The organism is Ruegeria sp. AD6, assembly GCF_056542325.1.
The window spans coordinates 107,533-128,698 of sequence record NZ_JBQFZQ010000001.1 but is presented as its reverse complement, the minus strand read 5'-3'; the positions used below and the strand labels follow the sequence as shown (position 1 = coordinate 128,698).

Genomic DNA, 21,166 nt, shown 5'->3' with positions numbered 1-21,166 from the left:
CGGTCCTGTCCGTACAGGGCCGGGGATCAATCTGCCCTCGACACAGTCAGAAATTGACCGACAGGAAGATGGATGCCTCGGTCGCATCCAAATCATCCTCGAACAGACCCAGATACCCCAGTGTCGCTTCCAGGAAAACAGCCTCGCTGGCTCTTCCCCGTACACCGATACGCGTAGCCCATGTCACATCTGACTGCGATGTTGAGCTGACCCCAATTTCGTCCCGCTCGAACCAGTAGGTTGCGCTGAGCGACGCAAACGGAGATACAACGGACCGCGACGTGACAAACGGCCTGCTCACCTCCAACTCCGGCGTTAGGGCACTGTATCTGACTTTGGCAACCTCGCCGATTATGTTGGTAGGCTGGCCCAGAACCGTGCCGGTCAGGTCGTACTCTTCGGCGCTGTAATTGTAGTAGTCAAAGGCGATAGACGGTCTGATCAGGTACCGCCCGGCCTCGTATTGGCCAATAGCTTCCAAATTGGCGCGCCAGCGCGTGCGGTCAAAGTCGCCGCTCAGCTCAAGCACACCGACATCTGTTGAAAACTCGCCGAACGTTGCCACGCCATTGAGAACCCATCGGTCTGACATGCGCCAGGCGAAATAGGGACCGGCCGCGAATCCTTGGGTGTCCTGAGTGAACTGACCCTCAAAACCTTCGACATCAATACTTTCCATCTCGACCTGAAAGCCAATCACCAGATCTTCTCGTACCAGCCGATCGATTCCAGCAGCGAAATACCTGTCATTGACATCAACCTCATTGGCGCCGCGCGTATCCTCAATTTCCGTATAGGAGAAATCCGTCCAGACGTTCCATGGCGATGGCGGCGCAAGATCCCGGCCTTCCGTCAATGGCGGCCCGGCAACAATAGGAACAACTTGAGGGTCACATAGCGCGGGATCCAGCTTGCCTGTCGCCGCGTTTACACATTCCGCTCGGGCAACGCCGGTTCCACCACCAGACGAGCCGGGCTGTGTACGCGGCACAACGACCGCTGTCGACCCACCTCCGGGAAACCCGCCAGACCCGCCAGAACTCCCCGCGAAACCACCCGTTCCGCCGCTGCTGCCGGTGCCGCCGCCGCTGCTGCTGCCGGTGCCGCCGCTGCTACTGCCGCCGCCAAAGCCGCCGCTTCCGCCGCCAAAGCCGCCACCGCTGCTTCCGCCACCGAAGCCTCCACTGCCGCCACCGGTTCCACCACTGCTGCCACCGGAACCGCCGCTACCGTTCCCTCCACCGGACCCGCCGTTGCTGCCACCAGAGCTACCGCCACCACCGGGCAAGCTCCAATTTCTTTGTTGGTTTTGGGTGTCGATCAAACAATCGCGACCGTTTGGGGCTCCGCCTACCTCGAACAGCCGATGCACGCCGCCGTTTCCGTTCGACACAAAAGGTGAAAAACTCAGATGAACGCCATTGCGTGACCTGCTCCATGTATCGACCGTTGTGTTGCGCTGTGCGGCTTCAAGACGGAAATTCCCTTGCCCGGTCGCTGATAGCCAAACGGATGACGCCGAGTTCGGGGTGCGACCGATATAAAGTAACTCACCCAAAGAACCGCATTGCTGCGCCGCTACATCAGCGGCAATACCAAAAGTCGCAAAACACGCGGCCATAAAAAGACCAGAGTACCGCCGCATCCGCTTTAAAGGTCGTCGCATATCAGGCCCCAAAGTTGCGTTTCGGGCAAAAGGCCCAAGGCAAAGCACGATGGCTCAAGCCTCTCAAACGCAAACACGGCCAGACAAGCCAAATTGACTACAATAAAATCTAAATTTGAGAATGTGGCGGATGTGCAAACGCCCGATACGTATCAGGCCGATTTCTGAAAGGCACCTGTTTTGCGGCCGCAACTCCACAAATGCACAGCCGCCCCAAAGGCTTCGAACAATGGGCGGGATACCGGGTCGTTGACCGCATCCCATTCCGGATGCCACTGTACCGACAGCGTAAAGCCCGGCGCATCTTTGATATACATCGCCTCTGGCGTGCCATCCGGCGCGTGACCATCGATCACAACCCGCTGGCCGACGGTCTTGATCCCCTGCCCGTGCAACGTATTGGTCATCACCTCGGAAGCACCAAACAGGTCGTGGAAAACGCCACCTTCGGTCAGCGTCACCACATGGCGCAAGGCGAATTTCTCCTCCAGCGTACCGTCCGGCGGCATCCGGTGGTTCATCCGGCCCGGCAAGTCCCGGATCTCGGGGTACAGCGTACCGCCCATGGCCACGTTGACCTCCTGAAACCCGCGGCAAATGCCCAAGAAAGGCTGACCACGCTCCACACAGGCGCGCACCAGCGGCAAGGTGATCGCATCCCGCGCCCGGTCGAAATCGCCATGGGCATCGGTTGCAGGCTCGCCATATTCCTCGGGGTGCACATTGGGGCGACCACCGGTCAGCAGAAACCCGTCGCAGGTCTCAAGCAGCTCATCGACCGAGACAAACCGCGGATCCGCCGGGATCAGCAGTGGCAAACAGTCCGAGACATTGGCCACCGCATCCGAATTCATCGTCCCGCCCGCATGGGTCGGGTATTGATCATTCATCAGGTAAGAGTTGCCAATGATGCCTACGACGGGCCGCGCCATTCCAATGTCCTTGCTGTTGCACTGATTGGAATGGACGCTAACGGCAGACTTGGGAACGTGCAACAGAACACGCCCTGCATGACAGCGCAACGCAATGTTCAACTGCGCACAAGCGTAAACCTGCGACCGGTTGATCAGATCTCCCCTGTCAACCCGGCGGCCTCGATCCCGGCCATGCCCGCCACGGCGTCGTTGTCCGAGGTATCGCCGGTCACGCCAACCGCGCCAATCACAGCGCCCTTCTTGTCCCGCAACAGAATGCCGCCCGGCACAGGAATGACCTGACCGCCATAGGCACCGTTCACCGAGGCCATGAAATAGGCCTGCGCCTCGGCCCGTTGCATCTGCGCCGTGCCCGCCATGCCCAGCATGACCGAACCATAGGCCTTGCCCTGCGCAATCGCGAACCGACCGGGGGCCGCGCCATCCTCGCGCTCAAACGCAATGACATGGCCGCCCGCGTCCAGAACCACAACGGACAGAGGCTTCAGCTCCATCTCATGCCCCTTTTCCAGAGCTTTACGAATGATGGTGCGCGCCTTGCGCAAGGAAATGCCCATACCTGATCCCTTTCATCTGGCCAAAAATATCATTGGGGACACGAGGGGGCAGGCAGCCCCCTCGTTCCCGCCATTGCCGCCTAGCCACGGCTGGCTTTGAATTCCAACCGCCGCGCATGCAGAACCGGCTCGGTATAGCCCGAAGGCTGAATGCGGCCCTTGAAAACCAGATCGCAAGCGGCCTGGAAAGCGATACCGTCAAAGCCGGGTGCCATGGGAACATAGGCCGCATCATCCGCGTTTTGGCGATCCACCACTGCAGCCATTTTCCGCATCGCCGCCATGACCTGTTCTTCGCTTACCACGTCGTGGTGCAACCAGTTGGCCAATGCCTGAGACGAAATCCGACAGGTCGCACGGTCCTCCATCAGGCCGATATCGTTGATATCCGGCACTTTCGAACAGCCGACGCCCTGATCGACCCAGCGTACTACATAGCCAAGAATGCCCTGCGCGTTGTTCTCGATCTCGCGGGTGATCTCATCCGCGCTCAGGTTGCGCCCACCCAGCAGCGGGATGGTCAGCAGATCCTCCAGCGTGCCACGGGGTCCACCAGCGGCCAGTTCGTCCTGACGGTCCAGAACACTGACTTTATGATAATGCGTCGCGTGTAGGGTCGCGGCAGTTGGTGACGGCACCCAGGCGCAGGTGGCACCGGATTGCGGATGGCCGATCTTGGCCTCCAGCATGTCTCCCATCCGATCCGGCATCGCCCACATGCCCTTACCGATCTGTGCTTTGCCTTTCAGGCCGCAGGCGAGGCCGATATCGACATTGCGATCCTCATAGGACGCAATCCACGGCGTGTTCTTGATGTCGCCTTTCGGCAGCATCGGGCCGGCCTCCATCGAGGTGTGGATCTCATCCCCCGTCCGATCAAGGAACCCGGTATTGATGAAGGCCACCCGCGATTTCGCAGCCCGAATACACTCGCCAAGATTCACCGACGTGCGGCGTTCCTCATCCATGATGCCCAGCTTCACCGTATTGCGCGGCAGGCCCAGAATGTCTTCGACCATGTCGAAAATCTCGACCGAGAAGGCCACTTCTTCCGGCCCGTGCATCTTGGGTTTGACCACGTAAACCGACCCGGCGACCGAGTTCCCGCCCTCGCGCTTGAGGTCATGCATCGCGATCAGCGTAGTGCAGAGCGCATCCATCAGCCCTTCGCCGATCTCGCCCCCTTCGCCGTCCAGTACGGCGGGGTTGGTCATCAGGTGGCCCACATTGCGCACCAGCATCAGCGAGCGGCCCTTCAGCGTTGCCTGCTCTCCCCCTGCGGTGGTGTAACCCACGTCGCCCGCCAATTTGCGGGTAAAGGTCTTGCCGCCCTTTGTGACCTCTTCGGTCAGGTCGCCCTTCATCAGACCCAGCCAGTTGCTATAGGCCACCACCTTGTCCGCGGCATCGACACAGGCGACCGAGTCCTCGCAGTCCATAATCGTGGACAACGCAGATTCCAGACGCATATCCGCGATCCCGGCAGGGTCCGTCGCCCCGATATTGCTGGTTGGGTCGATCATGATCTGAATGTGCAGGCTGTTGTTCTTCAGCAGCACAAATTCGGGCGCATCCGCAGCGCCACCAAAGCCCACAAAGCCCGCCGGGTTGGCCAGAGCGGGCACCAGCGTACCGCCCGCGACGCGCAGACCGGTAACTTCCGCCCACGACCCTTCGGCCAGTGGCACGGCGTCATCCAGAAACGACTTGGCCCAGGCGATCACGCGGGCGCCGCGCTCGGTATCGTACCCGCCACCTTCGGGCAGATCGCCCATCGCGTCGGTGCCATACAGCGCATCATACAGGCTGCCCCAGCGCGCATTGGCGGCATTCAGCGCAAAGCGGGCGTTGGTGATCGGCACCACCAGCTGCGGGCCGGGGGTCAGCGCGATCTCGGGGTCGACATTGGTGGTTTCGATCTGAAACGCCGCGCCGTCTTCGACCAGATAGCCGATCTCGCGCAGGAAGGCCTGATAGGCGGCGGCGTCATGATCCTGACCCATATTCGCCAGATGCCAGCCGTCGATACGGCCCTGAATCTCATTGCGTTTGGCCAGCAGCGCCTTGTTCTTCGGCCCCAACTCTTCGACCATTTGGGACAGGCCGGACCAGAATGTTTCCGGCGACACGCCCGTTCCCGGCAGCGCCTGACCCTCGATAAAACCTGTCAACTCTGCGGAGATCTGCAGGCCGCTCCGGGTTTCTCTGCTGCTCATCTACCATTTCTCCCGCTTTTGTACGCCACTGTATGCCGCCCTCAATTAGGACGGATGTTTCCGATAGGCAACTCTTGTTGGGAATTTCATCCCCCAAACCCACCACACGCACCAGATCAAACCGAAACCCAAGCCCCGGATGGCCGACGCCACCCTGCTTGCAGCCCGGCGGCGCAGCCCCTAACGTCGCGCCAGACACGAACCGATGCGAGGCCCCCGATGCGCGACGCCGCCCCCACAACGATCTATCTGAAAGACTATGCGCCCTTCGGTTATCTGGTGGACAATGTGCATCTGACTTTTGATCTGGCTGATCACGCCACCCGCGTCACCTCGCGCATTGCATTCCGGCCAAACCCCGAGGCCACCGACCGCACGTTTTTCCTGCATGGCGAAGACCTGACCCTGATCCGCGCCGCCATTGACGGTGTCGATGTCACGCCCAAACTCACCGACAAGGGTCTGACCGCCGCTGCCCCGGATGCTCCATTCATCTGGGAATCCGAGGTTGAGATCGACCCCGGCAACAACACCGCTCTGGAAGGGCTGTATATGTCGAACGGCATGTACTGCACCCAATGCGAGGCCGAAGGGTTTCGCAAGATCACCTATTACCCCGACCGCCCCGATGTGATGTCCACATTCACTGTGCGCATCAATGGCGACCTGCCTGTGCTGCTGTCCAACGGCAACCCGTCCGGCAAAGGTGAAGGTTGGGCCGAATGGACCGACCCATGGCCCAAGCCCGCATACCTGTTCGCGCTGGTCGCAGGTGACCTGATCGCGCATTCCGACCGTTTCAACACGATGTCGGGCCGCGACGTGGACCTGAACCTCTGGGTCCGCCCCGGAGACGAGGGCAAATGCGCCTTTGGCATGGAAGCCCTGAAAAAGTCGATGAAATGGGACGAGGACGTCTATGGCCGCGAATATGATCTGGACGTGTTCAACATCGTGGCCGTGGATGATTTCAACATGGGCGCGATGGAGAACAAGGGGCTGAACATTTTCAACTCCTCGGCCGTTCTGGCCAGCCCGGAAACCTCGACCGATGTGAATTTCGAACGGATCGAGGCGATCATCGCGCATGAGTACTTCCACAACTGGACCGGCAACCGCATCACCTGCCGCGACTGGTTTCAGCTATGTCTGAAAGAGGGGCTGACCGTCTTCCGTGACGCCCAATTCACGTCCGACATGCGTTCGGCCCCGGTAAAGCGTATCCATGACGCCATCGACTTGTGCGCCCGGCAATTCCCCGAGGATAACGGGCCGCTGTCACATCCGGTGAGGCCCGAGAGTTTTCAGGAAATCAACAACTTCTACACCTCGACCGTCTATGAGAAGGGCGCCGAGGTGATCGGGATGCTGAAACGGCTGATTGGCGACGAAGCCTACGCCAAGGCGCTGGACCTGTATTTCGACCGCCATGACGGGCAGGCCTGCACCATCGAGGATTGGATCAAGGTGTTCGAGGACACAACAGGCCGCGATCTGACCCAGTTCAAGCGCTGGTACAGCCAATCCGGAACGCCTCGGGTATCGGTTGCCGAGCACTGGAACGACGGCGCCTATACCCTGACGCTGACCCAGCGCACCGAAGCCACGCCCGGTCAGGACACCAAAGAACCGCAGGTGATCCCCGTCGCCGTGGGTCTGCTTGGCCCCAATGGCGATGAGGTCCGCGCAACCGAGGTGCTGGAACTGACCGAGGCCGAGCAGAGTTTTACCTTCACCGGTCTGGCGGCCAAACCCGTGCCCTCGATCCTGCGCGATTTCTCGGCCCCGGTGATCTTGGAACAAGATCACTCGAATGCCGAACGGGCGTTTCTGCTGGCCCATGATACCGACCCCTTCAACCGCTGGCAGGCGGGGCGCGCGCTGGCCGAGGATACGTTGCTGCGGATGATCTCGGATGAGGCGGTGCCGGATGCCGATTACCTGGATGGTTTGCTGGCGGTATTACGCGATGGCGATCTGGACCCGGCCTACCGCGCGTTGATGCTGGGCCTGCCCACGCAATCCGAACTGGCGGCGGCTTTGTATGAACGGGGCGAAACGCCCGACCCGATGGCAATCTGGACAGCGACCGAGACCCTGCGGCAGGCCACGGCACAGCATCTGCAAGACCTTCTGCCCCGCCTGCACAGCGAGGCTTTGGTGGACGCGCCCTACAAGCCGGATGCGGAACAATCCGGCAAGCGCGCGCTGGGAGGTGCGGCTTTGGCCCTAACCACGCGGTTGGACGGCGGCGCGATGGCGGCGGAGGCCTATTCCAAATCGGACAACATGACCCTGCAACTCTCGGCCCTGTCCTGCCTGTTGCGCGCCCGCAAGGGCGAGGCCGAACTGGCCGCGTTCTATGATCAGTGGCAGCATGACCGTCTGGTGATCGACAAATGGTTCGGGCTGCAGATTGCGATGGCCGCGCCCGAGGCAACGCCAAAAACCGCCCAAACGCTAACACAGCACGCTGATTTCAATTGGAAAAACCCCAACCGCTTCCGCGCTGTGATGGGCGGGCTGGCGATGAACCATGCCGGGTTTCATCAGGCCGATGGCGCAGGGTATCGCTTGCTGGCCGATTGGCTCATTCGCCTGGACCCGGTGAATCCACAGACCACCGCGCGCATGTGTTCGGCCTTCCAGACCTGGAGGCGATACGACGCAGACCGTCAGGACCTGATCCGCGCGCATCTGACCCGCATTTCCGAGACACCAGACCTGTCACGCGACACGACCGAGATGGTGTCGCGCATTCTGGGCGCATGACGACCTACACGTTCACGCGGCACAACCGGAATCCGCGCACGATTCTGATTCTGATCGGTGTCTATGCCGCATTGCTGTCGCTGATCATCCTGTTCGACGCGGTGTGGTGGATCGTCGGGTTGCTGTCCCTTGCGACCTTGCCCGCCATCTGGGACGTCGTTCAGGACAGCAGCGCCGGCGTTCAACTGGATCAGCATCGCCTGCGCTGGTTTTCAGGCAAAAGACAGGGCGAAATGGCCTTGGATGAAATCCAATACATCCGCTTTGACACGCGCTGGGATTTCTCGGTCCGCGTCTCACTGGTTCTGCACTCGGACAAAAAGGTCCGCCTGCCGGATGAGTCGATTCCACCGCATCGCGCATTCGAAACCGTGTTGGAACAGGCCGGTTATCGCGTCAAACGCCACCATTTTACCGTTTTCTGAAACGATCCGTGCAACAATGCAAGATTGCGCAGAATTCATAAAAGGTAACGAGCATTTAACTTGAAATAGCCGCAGTTTCCGGCCAATTTTGAGTCGTACGTTACCAGTTTTTAAGTTTTCGAGTTCCACCATGTTCCGGTTTGCACGGGCGCTTTCTGCCCGATTGACAGCTTCCAAACCCCAAACCGCGTCTGATTTCAGCGCAACGTCCGCCTTGGCCGCAGCCTTGCCCGAGCAGGGTCAGCTGAATATTCCCGTGGCCAAATTGGGCCCCGAGGACATGGTCGGGCGCGAAACGATTGAGCGTGGCCGCCATCTGGCGCGTCAGGATCGCTGGGCTGAACTGTCCAAGGAAATGCGTGCCGCTGACGACGCGTGCAAGGCGGCCCCGGACGGGATGCCAATCGCCGATCTTTTGGCCTTTGGCGCGCGTTCCGATGTGGTGCTGGCGGCAGAACATGCCCTGTCCGACGGCAAACCGATTTCGGATTACGACCTTCTGGGTGGCATTTCAGATCTGGAATCCGAATTGCGCGACAATCCCGACGACCCGATGATCGCTCTGGTCGTGGCGCTGGCCCATATCGACATCGCATGGGCGTGGCGCGGAAACGCGGCGGATGCGACCCTACCGCCGCTGCATCGATCGCGCTGTGCGGCGCATTTCGACCGGGCGGCGCAAATCTTGCCGGATTGCAAAGCCGCCGCCCCCAACAGCCCGCTGATCGCGGCTGCGGCATGTGCCTTGCTGGCCGGTCAACGCAAGGCGACGGCGCGGGTTGCAGATGAATATGAACGCCTGATCACCCTGGACCCGAATAATCAGCGCCACATGCGCGCGATGGGCAGCCACCTGCTGCCCCGTTGGTTCGGAAGTTACGAGGAGCTGGAAATTCAGGCCCTGCGCAACGCTGCTCGTACACATGAGACATGGGGCGCAGGTGGTTATACCTGGGTTCAGTTCGACGCCATCGCGCTGGACGAAGAGGCCTGCGCGCGGTTGGATGTCGAGTATTTCCTGGAAGGTCTGCGGGATATCCTGCAACGGCGACCCGATCAGCAGATGGTCAACATGCTGTCCGCCTATTGCGCAATCACGCTGCAAAACGGGCTGGGCCTGAACGAACAGGCCGATCTGGTGCGCAGCCAGATGCGCGAAGCTGCAAACTGGCTGATCCGCGATCACCTGACCGAGCTTCACCCGCTGATCTGGGCCCACGCGGCGGCCGGATTTAACAACTCGGTCCGCATCAACTCACCCGAGCGGTTCGCCGCTCGCGGACAGCGCGATGCGTTGCGCGCCATCGGCGATTTCTTCCGGGATGAGTTGGGCAGCGGCAAGGATGTGACCTTCACTCCGACCGGCCTGCAGTTTTCACAGCACTGAATCGCGCCTTCCCCCTTGCCCCTAGGCCCTGCCGGGCCTAATACGCAGGCTTAGATTTCTGCGGATATGAGGCGCGCCATGCTCGACCTGACATACGATATGCCCAAAGTCAAAACCATTGCCGGGGCCAAGCACGATTGGGAACTGGTGATCGGGATGGAGGTGCACGCTCAGGTCTCGTCCAATGCCAAGCTGTTTTCCGGTGCATCGACCCAATTCGGGGCCGAGCCGAACGCAAACGTGGCCTTTGTAGACGCAGCGATGCCGGGGATGCTGCCGGTGATCAACGAGTTCTGCGTGGAACAGGCCGTGCGCACCGGGTTGGGCTTGAAGGCGGATATCAATCTGAAATCGGCCTTTGACCGCAAGAACTATTTCTACCCCGACCTGCCGCAGGGCTATCAGATTTCCCAGCTGTATCACCCCATCGTAGGCGAAGGCGAAGTGCTGGTCGAGATGGGCGACGGTACCGCACGCATGGTCCGTATCGAACGCATCCATATGGAGCAGGACGCAGGTAAATCGATCCACGACATGGACCCGAATATGTCCTTCGTCGACCTGAACCGGACCGGCGTTTGCCTGATGGAGATCGTCAGCCGCCCCGATATCCGTGGCCCGGAAGAAGCCGCCGCCTATATCGCCAAGCTGCGCCAGATCATGCGGTATCTGGGCACCTGCGACGGCAACATGCAGAACGGCAACCTGCGGGCGGACGTGAACGTTTCGATCTGTTTGCCGGGCGCGTATGAGAAGTATCAGGAAACACAGGATTTCTCACATCTGGGCACGCGCTGCGAGATCAAGAACATGAACTCGATGCGGTTTATCCAGCAGGCGATCGAGGTCGAAGCCCGCCGCCAGATTGCCATCGTTGAAGGGGGTGGCAAGGTCGATCAGGAAACCCGCCTGTACGATCCGGACAAGGGCGAGACACGCTCGATGCGGTCCAAGGAAGAGGCGCATGACTACCGCTATTTCCCCGACCCTGATCTGCTGCCATTGGAGATTGAACAGGCGTGGGTAGACGACATTGCCGCCAAGCTGCCGGAATTGCCCGACGACAAAAAGGCCCGCTTCATCAGCGAATTTGGCCTGACCGACTATGACGCCTCAGTCCTGACTGCCGAGGTCGAAAGCGCCGCCTATTTCGAAGAGGTCGCACAGGGCCGCAACGGTAAACTGGCTGCCAACTGGGTCATCAACGAGCTATTCGGCCGGTTGAAGAAAGAAGATCACGAGATCACAGACTCGCCGGTTTCGCCTGCGCAGTTGGGCGGGATCATCGACCTGATCGCCTCGGACGCGATTTCCGGCAAGATCGCCAAGGATCTGTTCGAAATCGTCTATACCGAGGGCGGCGACCCGGCGCAGATCGTCGAAGAGCGCGGCATGAAGCAGGTGACCGACACCGGCGCCATCGAGGCCGCCTTGGACGAGATCATCGCCGCCAACCCGGCGCAGGTCGAAAAGGCCAAGGTGAACCCGAAACTGGCGGGCTGGTTCGTCGGTCAGGTGATGAAAGCCACCGGCGGCAAGGCCAACCCCAAGGCTGTGAACGAACTGGTCAGCAAAAAGCTGGGATCGTAAGCCCCCGCTACACCGGATTGAACGGAGTCAGGCCACCGGCTTGACTCCGTTTTCATTTGCGCCCTTTCTTCGGCAGAGATGACAGAGGGTGCCATGCAGAACAGATTTGATCAGGAACTTGAGGACCGTCTGGTCCGCTACGCGGCCATCGACAGCCAAAGCGATGAGACCTCGGCTACCACCCCCAGCACCGACATTCAGTTCGACATGCTGAACCTGCTGCGTGACGAGCTAACGGCAATCGGCGCGCAGGATGTGGAACTGACCGGCGACAGCGTTGTTGTGGCGACCATCCCAGGCACCGCGCCGGGGCCGACCATCGGCTTTCTGGCCCATGTGGACACCGCGCCCCAGTTCAACGCCACCGGCGTCAAACCGCGTGTGATCAAGGGGTACAACGGCGGCGATATCAGCTTTCCCGATGATCCTGATCTGGTGCTGTCACCTGCGGAACATCCTTATCTGGCGGACAAGATCGGTCATGACCTGATCACCGCATCCGGCACCACCTTATTGGGCGGCGACGACAAGGCGGGCGTGTCGATCCTGATGACAATGGCGCGGCATCTGATCGAAAATCCTGACATCCCGCACGGTCCGATCCGCATCGCCTTCACCCCGGACGAGGAAATCGGCCGTGGTGTGACCCCGCAACTGCCTAAAGACCTGGGGGCCGATTTCGCCTATACGCTGGACGGTCAGGAAGTGGGCGAGATCGAATACGAAAGCTTCTCGGCCGACCGCGCGGTGATCAAAATTACCGGCGTCTCGATCCATCCCGGACTGGCGAAGGACAAGATGGTTAATGCCGCCCACCTCGCCGCCAAGATCGTGCAGACCTTGCCGCAGGCAACCATGACCCCGGGAACCACCGATGGGCGTGATGGGTTCATCCATATCACCGATATGAATGGCGGCTCATCCGAGATGGAGATCAAGCTGATCCTGCGCGATTTCGAGATGGAGGGCCTTGAGGCGCAACGTCAGATCGTCCGTCAGGTTTGCGACGCGGTGCAAGCCACCGAACCGCGCGCGACCATCACCTGCGACATCAGCCATCAATACCGCAACATGCGCTATTGGCTGGAAAACGACATGACGCCCGTCGATCTGGCCCGCGAAGCCTGTCAGGAGCTTGGCATCGAACCACTGTCCGTTCCCATCCGGGGCGGCACGGACGGATCCCGCCTGACCGAGTTCGGAACCCCCTGCCCCAACCTGTTCACCGGGATGCAATGCATTCACGGACCGTTGGAATGGATTTCGGTACAGGACATGGCACAGGCAACCGAACTGTGCTTGTCGGTTGTGGCCAAGGCGGCGCAGAAAATCGGCTGAATGACGCCATTTTCGCAACCTCCCTTTCGCCCATGGACTGGCGTGCTAAGTTGGCCGCAACAGGCATTAGGAAACAATTGATGCAGCGCTACGAATACAAGGTGATCCCCGCCCCGCAAAAAGGCACCAAGGCCAAGGGCGTCAAAACGGTCGAGGGGCGCTTTGCGGCCTCGGTTGAGCAGGTTTTGAACCAAATGGCGCAGGACGGGTGGGAATACCAGCGGGCGGAACTGCTGCCTAGCGAGGAACGCTCGGGCCTGACCAAATCGACCACGAACTGGCGCAATGTTCTGGTGTTCCGGCGGATGATCGCGGCGGCCGTTGTGCCCACCCCGTCCCCGACCGAAACACCCGAAGGCGTGCCGCTGGCCCAACCTGTGCCGGGGCCGGAAGCCGTGCAAGCGCCAGAGCCTATTGCCGAAGAAGCAGACGAACCGCCCCTGACGCTAAAACACAGCGATGATGCGGCAAAAGAGCCGGACAAAGCCTAAACCCTGCCGACTGTACCCGACCGCTAAGACGTGACTTCGGCGATCAGGTCATCCCAGACCGAAAACACAAGGTCCGGCGCCAGCCGGTGGCGTATGTCAGTGTGATTGGCCGCCATTTCCGTGCGCATGTGCGGATCCTGTATCAGCTGCAAGGCAGACGCGGCCAGCGCATCGACATCTCCGGTCGGCACCAAAAAACCATTTCGACCGTGATCAATAAGATCGGATGGGCCATAGTCGCAATCGAAGGACACAATGGGGATACCACTGACCGCCGCCTCGGCGACAACATTGTGAAACCCTTCAAAGCGGGACGTCGCCAAAACGATCTCACTGTTTTTTGCCCAAAGACCGACCTCGGGCGTATTGCCCGGCAAATTCACAACGCCCTCAAGCCCCAGATCCCGACGCAGCGTTTCCAATGCGCCGCGTTCGGGGCCCTCTCCGTATATTGTCAGAGTCGTTTCGGGGCTGTGCGCGTGAATACGTTGCATGGCTTGCAAAAGCATATCGAAGCCCTTTTGGGGCACCAGCCGTCCGATCGAAACCAATTGACTCGCGGGTCCGGTCTTTGTCGGGGCAACGACATCAAAGGGCGTAATCGGGTTCGGAATAACAATGCCGCGCTTGCGCAGTGTCGGTGGCAAATCCGCCAGACCTTTCTGTGTCAAAGCGACCACTTTGGCAGCCCGCATCCCCAACACGGCCTTGAGCTTCAACCACAAGGGATGGGCATTTTGCCGTTTTGGGTTGTTGCGCTCGCAAATGATGACTGGAATGCGCTTGTCCAGCGTCGCCAGCAAGGTCAGCACGTTGACCTTGGTCAGAAATGAGATCACCAGATCTGGCTTGAATTGGCGCACTGTTTTTCGGATGTGCATCAAGCGCCTGAGCTGCCCCGACTTCCCGGTCAGCGCGCTGATTTCAACATCGGGGTGATTTTCGAAGTACGGCCCCTGCTCGGGCATGCTGAAGGCCGTCACATGCACCTTCAGCCCACGCCGGGCGAAATGCCCCGACAACATTGAGATGACTTTTTCCGCCCCACCCGGCCCAAATCCGGCCTGTACAAATAGTACTCGCACCAAAACACCCTAAAACAAATCAGAAGGCTTCGTGACGCTAAACCACGCCAGATGTTCATACAACAAATCGTTTGTTAAATTAAAATTAAGACGAAAAACGGCGCTCTAATTGGTCCCTGGCCTGTTTCTATAACTCTCGCCAAAGTCATAGCCTGAACAATCGCTCTGCAAGTCCGGAATCCCATGCGAATTAGAAACGCAATTTTGACGGCGACCGCTGGAAAACGGCCCAAGCGATTCTGTGATTTGCTTGGAACAGGGTCAGACGTCGATATCCAGCGCCAAAGCATGGATCCGGGGCACAATATCCCCCAACGCCTTGTGCACCGCGCGATGGCAGGCGACGCGGGACTGCCCCTCGAATGCAGAGGCTCGGATGCGGACGTTGAAATGGCTCTCGCCTCCGTCCTGATACCCCGCATGCCCACGATGGCTTTCGCTGTCATCGACAACCTCAAGCTCGCGCGGATCGAATGCGGCTTGCAGGCGGGTTCGGATTTCGTCGGTCACGCTCATTTTTATGCTCAGCGGCAAAAATTTTGCCGCGCCCCTCTTCTACTTTCGGCTGCTTAGACTAAACTGCTGCCTCCGAGTCGAAAAGATGCGTTCGTGAGGATCACAGCATGGCGAAGTCAGACCCCTTCGGATTTGATATGTCCGTTTCCAGCGCCAAGAAAAAGAACCCGCGCGGGCGTCGGGGTATGTCGGGCGCGTCTGAGACCTCGGTGCGGATCTGCGACCACCCGGGATGTGAAGAACCCGGCAAGTACCGCGCGCCCAAAGCACCGGATGTATTGGATGATTTCTACTGGTTCTGCCAGCAGCATGTGCGCGAATATAACCAGAAATGGAACTTCTTCGACGGCACGACCGAGGCCGAGCTGAACGCGCAGCGTTCGAAAGACAAGGTTTGGGAACGTGAAACCAAACCCATGGGCGATCCCGAGGCCCGTGCCTGGGCCCGCCTGGGCATCGAAGACCCGCATCAGGTGTTGGGTTCGAACAGCACCCAGAACAAGGGCCGCACCTCAGGCGGAGGAGGCCGTCGCCTGCCGCCCACCGAGCGTCGTGCAATCGAGATTCTGGAAGCCAATGACAGCTGGTCCAAAGCCGAGGTCCGCAAGGCCTACAAGAAGCTGATCAAGGTACTGCACCCGGACATGAACGGCGGCGACCGCTCGCAAGAGGAACAGCTGCAAGAGGTCGTCTGGGCCTGGGATCAGATCAAGGATAGCCGGAACTTCAAGTGACGTCTGGCCCAAGCCTCGCTTGTTAATAGGGTTGTGGGATCATCAGATACGCCTGATTTGAAGATCGAATTGCACGGGCTGGAATCCCCCACCCCATGCAATAGGTCTTGCCAAGCACAATCAGAATTTACCGTTGTCGTGGGCCATTTCGTTTGGGATGGGCGAAACGACGTCCCAGTGTTCGACGATTTTGCCATTCTCGACGTGCCAAAGATCAAAAAACGCCCACGGCTCGCCACCCATGACGGCATCCGACGCCACGAAGACAAAGTTCCCCTCGGCAACAACAATCTGCGGTTCGAACTTGGTGATGACCATCCCTTGCGCCGCAAATGCCTCGACCGCTGCCATTAGGCCATCCAAGCCATCCGCGATGTTCGGATTGTGCTGACGATAAACGGCAGGGTCCATGTAATCGGTGACTTTCTCGGGGGCATTTCCGGCAAGGACATCCCGCACGAAGCCGACGACAAGCTGTTTGTTTTCAGCCGTTTTCCCATGATCGGCCAACTCGACCGGCCCATCTGTCATTGAGCGTCCCGACGCCGTGGTCTCAGGCGGGGCTTGCAAGTTGTCCCAGTGTTCAGCAACCAGCCCGTCTTCGACCCTGAACACATCGAAGGCAACAAGGGTCGGGGCGCCAAAAGCATCGGCGTTTTCAAAAGTGTTGTGCAAGACGACATAATCCCCCTCGGCAATGACGCGGTGGGTTGTGACGGTCATGCCTGAGGCTTCGATTGCCGGAATAACGCTCAGCAATGCGTCGGCCCCGGTTGGAATTGAAGGATTGTGTTGAATGTAGTCCGGGGCCAGCAGATCTTTGGCCGCTTGCGGGTCATGTTCAACAAAGGCTGCTGTAAACAGAGCCATAACCAGTTCCTTAGGTGTCATCGTGCGTCCTTTCGATTCGCGTTATGGCAATAGCTGGTATCAAAAATGCACTACGTTTCAATTACGCACTAAAATGAAACAAGGTATGTTTTAGGATACCTGGTCTGGTCCAAGGGCGCTTGAATCGCCGAACATCGGTATGGTAATCGACGCTGGTATTCAATTTGCACCGAGGCGAAAATGCTACCCATAGGCGTTGAAAGCAAAGCCGAAGCATCGAACTGCCCCATTCGCTCCGTTCTGTCGAATGTTACGGGCAAGTGGCGCATGATCATCATCTTGTCGCTTGAGGATGAACCGAAAAGGTTTGGAGAGATCAAGCGCTGCATCGGCGATGTGACACAGCGGGTTCTCACCGAAAACCTGCGGGGGCTTCAGCGCGATGGGTATTTGACACGGACCGTTGATCCTGGTCCTCCGGTCGCTGTGTCTTACGAACTGACCCCGCTGGGTCGTAGCCTTCTGGAGCATCTGAAACCGTTGGTCTTCTGGTCCAGCACGCGACAGGAGCAGGTCAAGGCTGCGCGGCTGGAATATGAAAAAGCGCATCAGGACTGAGCGGTTCTGGCCGATCACCGGCGCTAGTAAATTGCAACTCTGACACCTGCATGCGGTGGCCCCACAGCCCTCAAGCGTGACGTCCAATACGAACCTGATCGTTCAGAGCATCTCGTCGTCCTCAACCTGTTACAAACCCTTGTTACGGCCTGTCCCGTGGGCCGCGTACTCTGCCCATATCCGATTTGACGCGAACAGCGAGTTTGGACTGTGATATGGACAACCTGATCTACACCGTTCACGAGGTCTCAGTGGTGCTGGCCCTCGGTTCGGCCCTGATGTTGAGCCTGTATCTTGCCCTGAACCTGCGCTTGCCGCGTTTGGGTCTGTGGCCCAGCGCCAGCGGATGGCGGCATCACGCGGCATTCGGGCTGTTTTGGCTGTTTTGCGGCGCCACCGTCGTGTTCGCCTTGTCCGAGGTTTGGGTGAACGGCTGGGGCCATTGGGTGCGCTACGCTATCGGCGTGCCGATCATGGTGCTTTCCTTCGGCATCACGCTGCGCGGGTACCGCTTTCTGGGGCTCGACAATACCTACTGCGAAAGCGACGGGTTGGTGACAAGCGGCATGTATGCCTATTCGCGCAACCCGCAATATGTTACCTCGGTGCTGGCAACGGTGGGTCTGGGGATCTCCAGCGGATCGTGGCTGACCCTGGCCTTGGCCGCCATTCTGTTCCTGATCTACTTTCTGTTCGTTCTGAACGAAGAAAGATGGCTGCTTCAGGGCTATGGCCGCTCCTTTCAGGACTACATGCGCCAAACGCCACGATTTGTTGATGAGCGCAGCCTGATCAGATTGCGTAAGGAGATCCTGCAGTAATCGTTTCAGACCAACCGATAAGGCCAGTTGAAAAGAAACATCCGGTCAGCTTCTTCAAGTGGCGGCTTTCCCTTGCCCTTGCCTGCAATATGTTGCACCACACACGGGTTCAAACCCGGCAATACGGGTCAAAGGATAAGGACAAGGCGCATGGCTGACGGATCGATCGACATCAACGCAAAACCAACCGAAGAGATCTCGGTCCGTGAAGTGTTTGGCATTGACAGCGACATGGCGGTCAAGGGCTTCGCCGAGGCCAGCGACCGTGTGCCTGCCATTGATCACACCTACAAGTTCGACCCGGAGACGACGCTGGCGATTCTGGCAGGCTTTGCCCATAACCGCCGGGTGATGATCCAGGGCTATCACGGCACCGGGAAATCGACCCATATCGAACAGGTCGCCGCCCGCCTGAATTGGCCCGCCGTACGTGTGAACCTGGACAGCCACATCAGCCGGATCGACCTGATCGGGAAAGACGCGATCAAGCTGCGCGACGGCAAGCAGGTGACTGAATTTCACGAAGGCATCCTGCCCTGGGCGCTGCGCAACCCCGTTGCCATCGTTTTCGACGAATACGACGCAGGCCGCGCCGACGTGATGTTCGTGATCCAGCGTGTTCTGGAGCATGACGGCAAGCTGACCCTGCTGGACCAGAACGAGATCATTACGCCGAACCCGAACTTCCGCCTGTTCGCCACCGCCAACACTGTTGGTCTTGGCGACACCACGGGCCTTTATCACGGCACGCAGCAGATCAACCAAGCGCAGATGGACCGCTGGTCACTGGTCTCGACCCTGAACTACCTGAGCCACGACGCCGAAACGATGATCGTTCTGTCGAAGGCCCCGCATTACAACACCGAGAAGGGCCGCAAGACCGTCAGCCAGATGGTCACAGTCGCCGACCTGACCCGGACCGCGTTCATGAATGGCGATCTGTCCACCGTCATGAGCCCACGGACCGTGATCAACTGGGCCCAGAACGCCGAGATTTTCCGTAATGTCGGCTATGCCTTCCGTCTGTCTTTCCTGAACAAATGCGACGAGTTGGAGCGTCAGACCGTGGCCGAGTTCTATCAGCGTTGCTTTGATGAGGAACTGCCGGAAAGCGCGGCGAGCGCGAGCTTGGGGTAAGCACCCGAATTGCGCCCGTTTCGGGCGCAATGCCTCCGGCGGGGATATTTTTGGCCAGATGAAGGCGGATCCGTTAGTCTTCTCCGCGTTGGGCAGGTCACTTTGATGAGGGCTTAGGACATGGCACAGAAGAACGACAACCCTGCTGATCCGTTCAAGAAGGCCCTGGCCGAGGCCACCAAGGTCATGGCCGATGATCCCGAACTGTCGGTGACCTATACAGTCGATCCCTCGGGCATGTCGGGTGAGTCGATGCGGCTGCCTCAGGTGTCGCGCCGGATGACTCGAGAAGAGGTGTTGCTGGCGCGCGGCACGGCGGATGCCTTGGCGTTGCAACGCAAATACCATGATGACGCGACCCATGCGCGCTATGCGCCTCCGGGCGACATGGCGCGGGATCTTTATGAAGCGATGGAGGTCGCGCGGTGCGAGGCGATGGGTGCGCGGGATATGCCCGGCACGGCGTCGAACATCGACGTAAAGATTGGCCACGAAGCGCTGCGGCGCGGGTATGATCAATGCAAGCAACCGGCCGAAGCGCCCCTGTCGGTGGCGGCAGGCTATCTGATCCGGCATCTGGCCACCGGGCGCGATCTGCCGCCTGCAGCGGAAAACGTCATGAACCTGTGGCGCGGGTTTATCGAGGAACAGGCGGGCGGCACGCTGGAAAACCTCGACGATATTCTCTCGGATCAGGCCGAGTTTGCCAAATTCACCCGTCAGGTGATCAAGGATCTGGGCTATGGCGACCAGCTGGGCGATGACCCGGATGAGCTGGATGACGAGCAGGAAGATCAGGCCGAGGACGACGCGGACGAACAGCCCGATCCCGACAGCACCGGGCAGGATGATCAGGACGAGCAAGACGCCGACGCCACGCCCGAGCAAACGCAGGAAGAACAGCAAGATCAGTCTCAGGCCCAGGTCTCGATGGATGAGATGGCCGAAGATGAGATGGGCGATGAGGCCGAAATGCCGGATGGCGAGGCTCCACTGGAACCGCCTGCCCCACCGCCCGCGTCCGAGGCTGACCCGGATTACAAGGTCTACCTGAACACGCATGACGAAGAGATCGCCGCCGAAGATCTGGCCGAACCGGCCGAGCTTGAACGGCTGCGCGCCTATCTCGATCAGCAGCTGGATCAGTTGAAAGGGGCTGTCAGCCGTTTGGCCAACAAGCTGCAACGCCGTTTGCAAGCGCAACAGAACCGGTCGTGGGAGTTTGACCGCGAGGAAGGCATTCTGGATGCCGGACGTCTGGCGCGTGTCGTGGCGAACCCGACCACGCCGCTGAGCTTCAAGGTCGAAAAAGACACCGAGTTCCGCGATACCGTGGTGACCCTGCTGCTGGATAATTCAGGCTCGATGCGCGGGCGTCCGATCTCGATCGCCGCCGTCTGTGCTGATGTTCTGGCAAGGACGCTGGAGCGCTGCAATGTGAAGGTCGAGATTCTGGGCTTTACCACGCGCGCGTGGAAAGGCGGTCAGGCGCGCGAGGCATGGCTGAACGATGGCCGTCCGCAGCAACCCGGGCGCCTGAATGACCTACGCCATATCATCTACAAAGGGGCCGATGCGCCCTGGCGGCGCGCGCGGGCCAACCTGGGTCTGATGATGAAAGAGGGTTTGCTGAAGGAAAATATCGACGGTGAGGCGCTGGAATGGGCCCATCGCCGGATGCTGGCGCGGCGCGAGCAGCGCAAGATCCTGATGGTGATCTCGGATGGCGCTCCGGTCGATGATTCGACACTCAGCGTGAACCCGGCGAATTATCTGGAAAAACACCTGCGCGATGTGATCGCCATGGTCGAAAAACGCAAGATGGTCGAATTGCTGGCTATCGGGATCGGCCACGACGTGACCCGGTATTATGATCGGGCCGTCACGATCACGGATGTCGAGCAGTTGGCCGGCGCGATGACCGAACAACTGGCGGCGCTGTTCGACAGCGACCCACGCGCCCGCGCCCGTGTGATGGGAATGAAAAAGGCCAGCTAAGGCTGACCTTGCCTCCGGCGGCCGTATTTTGGACAAGAAGAACAGGCGG

Annotated in this window: 18 protein-coding genes; 11 read left to right on the top strand and 7 right to left on the bottom strand. The window is 59.6% G+C overall.

All coding sequences use genetic code 11. From position 1 onward, the window contains the following. Positions 1-46 precede the first annotated feature (46 nt). The 4 genes from ACR0KJ_RS00625 to ACR0KJ_RS00610 form a co-directional block, all read right to left on the bottom strand. Positions 47-1,666, bottom strand: coding sequence for an autotransporter outer membrane beta-barrel domain-containing protein (locus tag ACR0KJ_RS00625; RefSeq protein WP_480625730.1), 1,620 nt, complete (start codon positions 1,664-1,666; stop codon positions 47-49). A 152-nt stretch (positions 1,667-1,818) separates the two neighbouring features. Beyond that, positions 1,819-2,598, bottom strand: a complete 780-nt coding sequence (locus ACR0KJ_RS00620; RefSeq protein ID WP_480625729.1) for a gamma-glutamyl-gamma-aminobutyrate hydrolase family protein — start codon at positions 2,596-2,598, stop codon at positions 1,819-1,821. A gap of 134 nt (positions 2,599-2,732) precedes the next feature. Next, positions 2,733-3,158, bottom strand: coding sequence for a heme-binding protein (locus ACR0KJ_RS00615; protein WP_170452025.1), 426 nt, complete (start codon positions 3,156-3,158; stop codon positions 2,733-2,735). Positions 3,159-3,238: 80 nt separating this feature from the next. Further along, positions 3,239-5,374, bottom strand: coding sequence for a malate synthase G (locus ACR0KJ_RS00610; RefSeq protein ID WP_480625728.1), 2,136 nt, complete (start codon positions 5,372-5,374; stop codon positions 3,239-3,241). Between the two features lie 219 nt (positions 5,375-5,593). Here ACR0KJ_RS00610 and pepN point away from each other — a divergent pair, with 219 nt between their 5' ends. The 6 genes from pepN to ACR0KJ_RS00580 all read left to right on the top strand — a co-directional run bounded on the left by pepN (position 5,594) and on the right by ACR0KJ_RS00580 (position 13,377). Further along, positions 5,594-8,146 (top strand): aminopeptidase N, encoded by a 2,553-nt coding sequence (gene pepN / locus ACR0KJ_RS00605; RefSeq protein WP_480625727.1) that lies wholly within the window; start codon positions 5,594-5,596, stop codon positions 8,144-8,146. Continuing rightward, positions 8,143-8,571 (top strand): hypothetical protein, encoded by a 429-nt coding sequence (locus ACR0KJ_RS00600; RefSeq protein WP_480625726.1) that lies wholly within the window; start codon positions 8,143-8,145, stop codon positions 8,569-8,571. Before pepN ends, ACR0KJ_RS00600 begins: the two co-directional genes overlap by 4 nt. Before the next feature lie 130 nt (positions 8,572-8,701). Continuing rightward, positions 8,702-9,958, top strand: coding sequence for a hypothetical protein (locus tag ACR0KJ_RS00595; RefSeq protein WP_480625725.1), 1,257 nt, complete (start codon positions 8,702-8,704; stop codon positions 9,956-9,958). 78 nt (positions 9,959-10,036) lie between these two features. Then, the gene (gene gatB, locus ACR0KJ_RS00590; protein ID WP_480625724.1) at positions 10,037-11,548 is read left to right on the top strand and encodes an Asp-tRNA(Asn)/Glu-tRNA(Gln) amidotransferase subunit GatB; all 1,512 of its coding nucleotides are present in this window, start codon (positions 10,037-10,039) and stop codon (positions 11,546-11,548) included. Between the two features lie 93 nt (positions 11,549-11,641). After that, entirely contained in the window at positions 11,642-12,886 is a 1,245-nt protein-coding gene (gene pepT / locus ACR0KJ_RS00585) for a peptidase T (RefSeq protein ID WP_480625723.1), read from the top strand. An 80-nt stretch (positions 12,887-12,966) separates the two neighbouring features. Next, the gene (locus ACR0KJ_RS00580) at positions 12,967-13,377 is read left to right on the top strand and encodes an MSCRAMM family adhesin (protein ID WP_170452043.1); all 411 of its coding nucleotides are present in this window, start codon (positions 12,967-12,969) and stop codon (positions 13,375-13,377) included. A gap of 23 nt (positions 13,378-13,400) precedes the next feature. Here the strand turns inward: ACR0KJ_RS00580 and ACR0KJ_RS00575 are convergent, their stop codons facing one another. Both ACR0KJ_RS00575 and ACR0KJ_RS00570 read right to left on the bottom strand, forming a co-directional pair. Beyond that, the gene (locus ACR0KJ_RS00575; protein WP_170452045.1) at positions 13,401-14,462 is read right to left on the bottom strand and encodes a glycosyltransferase family 4 protein; all 1,062 of its coding nucleotides are present in this window, start codon (positions 14,460-14,462) and stop codon (positions 13,401-13,403) included. Positions 14,463-14,723: 261 nt separating this feature from the next. Further along, positions 14,724-14,978 (bottom strand): BolA family protein, encoded by a 255-nt coding sequence (locus tag ACR0KJ_RS00570; RefSeq protein ID WP_480625722.1) that lies wholly within the window; start codon positions 14,976-14,978, stop codon positions 14,724-14,726. A 107-nt stretch (positions 14,979-15,085) separates the two neighbouring features. On the opposite strand from ACR0KJ_RS00570, the gene ACR0KJ_RS00565 reads away from it, so the two are divergent. Further along, on the top strand, positions 15,086-15,712 hold the full coding sequence (locus tag ACR0KJ_RS00565; RefSeq protein ID WP_170452049.1) for a J domain-containing protein: 627 nt from the start codon (positions 15,086-15,088) through the stop codon (positions 15,710-15,712). 120 nt (positions 15,713-15,832) lie between these two features. Here the strand turns inward: ACR0KJ_RS00565 and ACR0KJ_RS00560 are convergent, their stop codons facing one another. Further along, positions 15,833-16,582, bottom strand: coding sequence for a nuclear transport factor 2 family protein (locus ACR0KJ_RS00560; protein ID WP_480582262.1), 750 nt, complete (start codon positions 16,580-16,582; stop codon positions 15,833-15,835). A gap of 201 nt (positions 16,583-16,783) precedes the next feature. Between ACR0KJ_RS00560 and ACR0KJ_RS00555 the strand changes: the two genes are divergently transcribed. From ACR0KJ_RS00555 to cobT, 4 genes are all read left to right on the top strand, one after another. Next, on the top strand, positions 16,784-17,161 hold the full coding sequence (locus ACR0KJ_RS00555) for a winged helix-turn-helix transcriptional regulator (RefSeq protein WP_170452054.1): 378 nt from the start codon (positions 16,784-16,786) through the stop codon (positions 17,159-17,161). Positions 17,162-17,376: 215 nt separating this feature from the next. Beyond that, positions 17,377-17,982: a methyltransferase family protein gene (locus tag ACR0KJ_RS00550; RefSeq protein WP_480625721.1), complete on the top strand. Its 606-nt coding sequence runs from the start codon at positions 17,377-17,379 to the stop codon at positions 17,980-17,982. A gap of 150 nt (positions 17,983-18,132) precedes the next feature. Next, entirely contained in the window at positions 18,133-19,119 is a 987-nt protein-coding gene (gene cobS, locus ACR0KJ_RS00545) for a cobaltochelatase subunit CobS (protein WP_170452058.1), read from the top strand. 120 nt (positions 19,120-19,239) lie between these two features. After that, positions 19,240-21,117, top strand: a complete 1,878-nt coding sequence (gene cobT / locus ACR0KJ_RS00540; protein WP_170452060.1) for a cobaltochelatase subunit CobT — start codon at positions 19,240-19,242, stop codon at positions 21,115-21,117. Positions 21,118-21,166: the final 49 nt, after the last annotated feature.

Excerpts from the sequence above, each read along its gene's own strand:
- ACR0KJ_RS00625 (WP_480625730.1), bottom strand. The coding sequence starts at position 1,666 with ATGCGACGACCTTTAAAGCGGATGCGGCGGTACTCTGGTCTTTTTATG.
- ACR0KJ_RS00570 (WP_480625722.1), bottom strand. The coding sequence starts at position 14,978 with ATGAGCGTGACCGACGAAATCCGAACCCGCCTGCAAGCCGCATTCGAT.
- ACR0KJ_RS00565 (WP_170452049.1), top strand. The coding sequence starts at position 15,086 with ATGGCGAAGTCAGACCCCTTCGGATTTGATATGTCCGTTTCCAGCGCC.
- ACR0KJ_RS00555 (WP_170452054.1), top strand. The coding sequence starts at position 16,784 with ATGCTACCCATAGGCGTTGAAAGCAAAGCCGAAGCATCGAACTGCCCC.
- pepN (WP_480625727.1), top strand. The coding sequence starts at position 5,594 with ATGCGCGACGCCGCCCCCACAACGATCTATCTGAAAGACTATGCGCCC.
- ACR0KJ_RS00615 (WP_170452025.1), bottom strand. The coding sequence starts at position 3,158 with ATGGGCATTTCCTTGCGCAAGGCGCGCACCATCATTCGTAAAGCTCTG.
- ACR0KJ_RS00580 (WP_170452043.1), top strand. The coding sequence starts at position 12,967 with ATGCAGCGCTACGAATACAAGGTGATCCCCGCCCCGCAAAAAGGCACC.
- ACR0KJ_RS00550 (WP_480625721.1), top strand. The coding sequence starts at position 17,377 with ATGGACAACCTGATCTACACCGTTCACGAGGTCTCAGTGGTGCTGGCC.
- ACR0KJ_RS00610 (WP_480625728.1), bottom strand. The coding sequence starts at position 5,374 with ATGAGCAGCAGAGAAACCCGGAGCGGCCTGCAGATCTCCGCAGAGTTG.
- ACR0KJ_RS00600 (WP_480625726.1), top strand. The coding sequence starts at position 8,143 with ATGACGACCTACACGTTCACGCGGCACAACCGGAATCCGCGCACGATT.
- cobS (WP_170452058.1), top strand. The coding sequence starts at position 18,133 with ATGGCTGACGGATCGATCGACATCAACGCAAAACCAACCGAAGAGATC.
- cobT (WP_170452060.1), top strand. The coding sequence starts at position 19,240 with ATGGCACAGAAGAACGACAACCCTGCTGATCCGTTCAAGAAGGCCCTG.
- ACR0KJ_RS00560 (WP_480582262.1), bottom strand. The coding sequence starts at position 16,582 with ATGGCTCTGTTTACAGCAGCCTTTGTTGAACATGACCCGCAAGCGGCC.
- gatB (WP_480625724.1), top strand. The coding sequence starts at position 10,037 with ATGCTCGACCTGACATACGATATGCCCAAAGTCAAAACCATTGCCGGG.
- ACR0KJ_RS00620 (WP_480625729.1), bottom strand. The coding sequence starts at position 2,598 with ATGGCGCGGCCCGTCGTAGGCATCATTGGCAACTCTTACCTGATGAAT.
- pepT (WP_480625723.1), top strand. The coding sequence starts at position 11,642 with ATGCAGAACAGATTTGATCAGGAACTTGAGGACCGTCTGGTCCGCTAC.
- ACR0KJ_RS00595 (WP_480625725.1), top strand. The coding sequence starts at position 8,702 with ATGTTCCGGTTTGCACGGGCGCTTTCTGCCCGATTGACAGCTTCCAAA.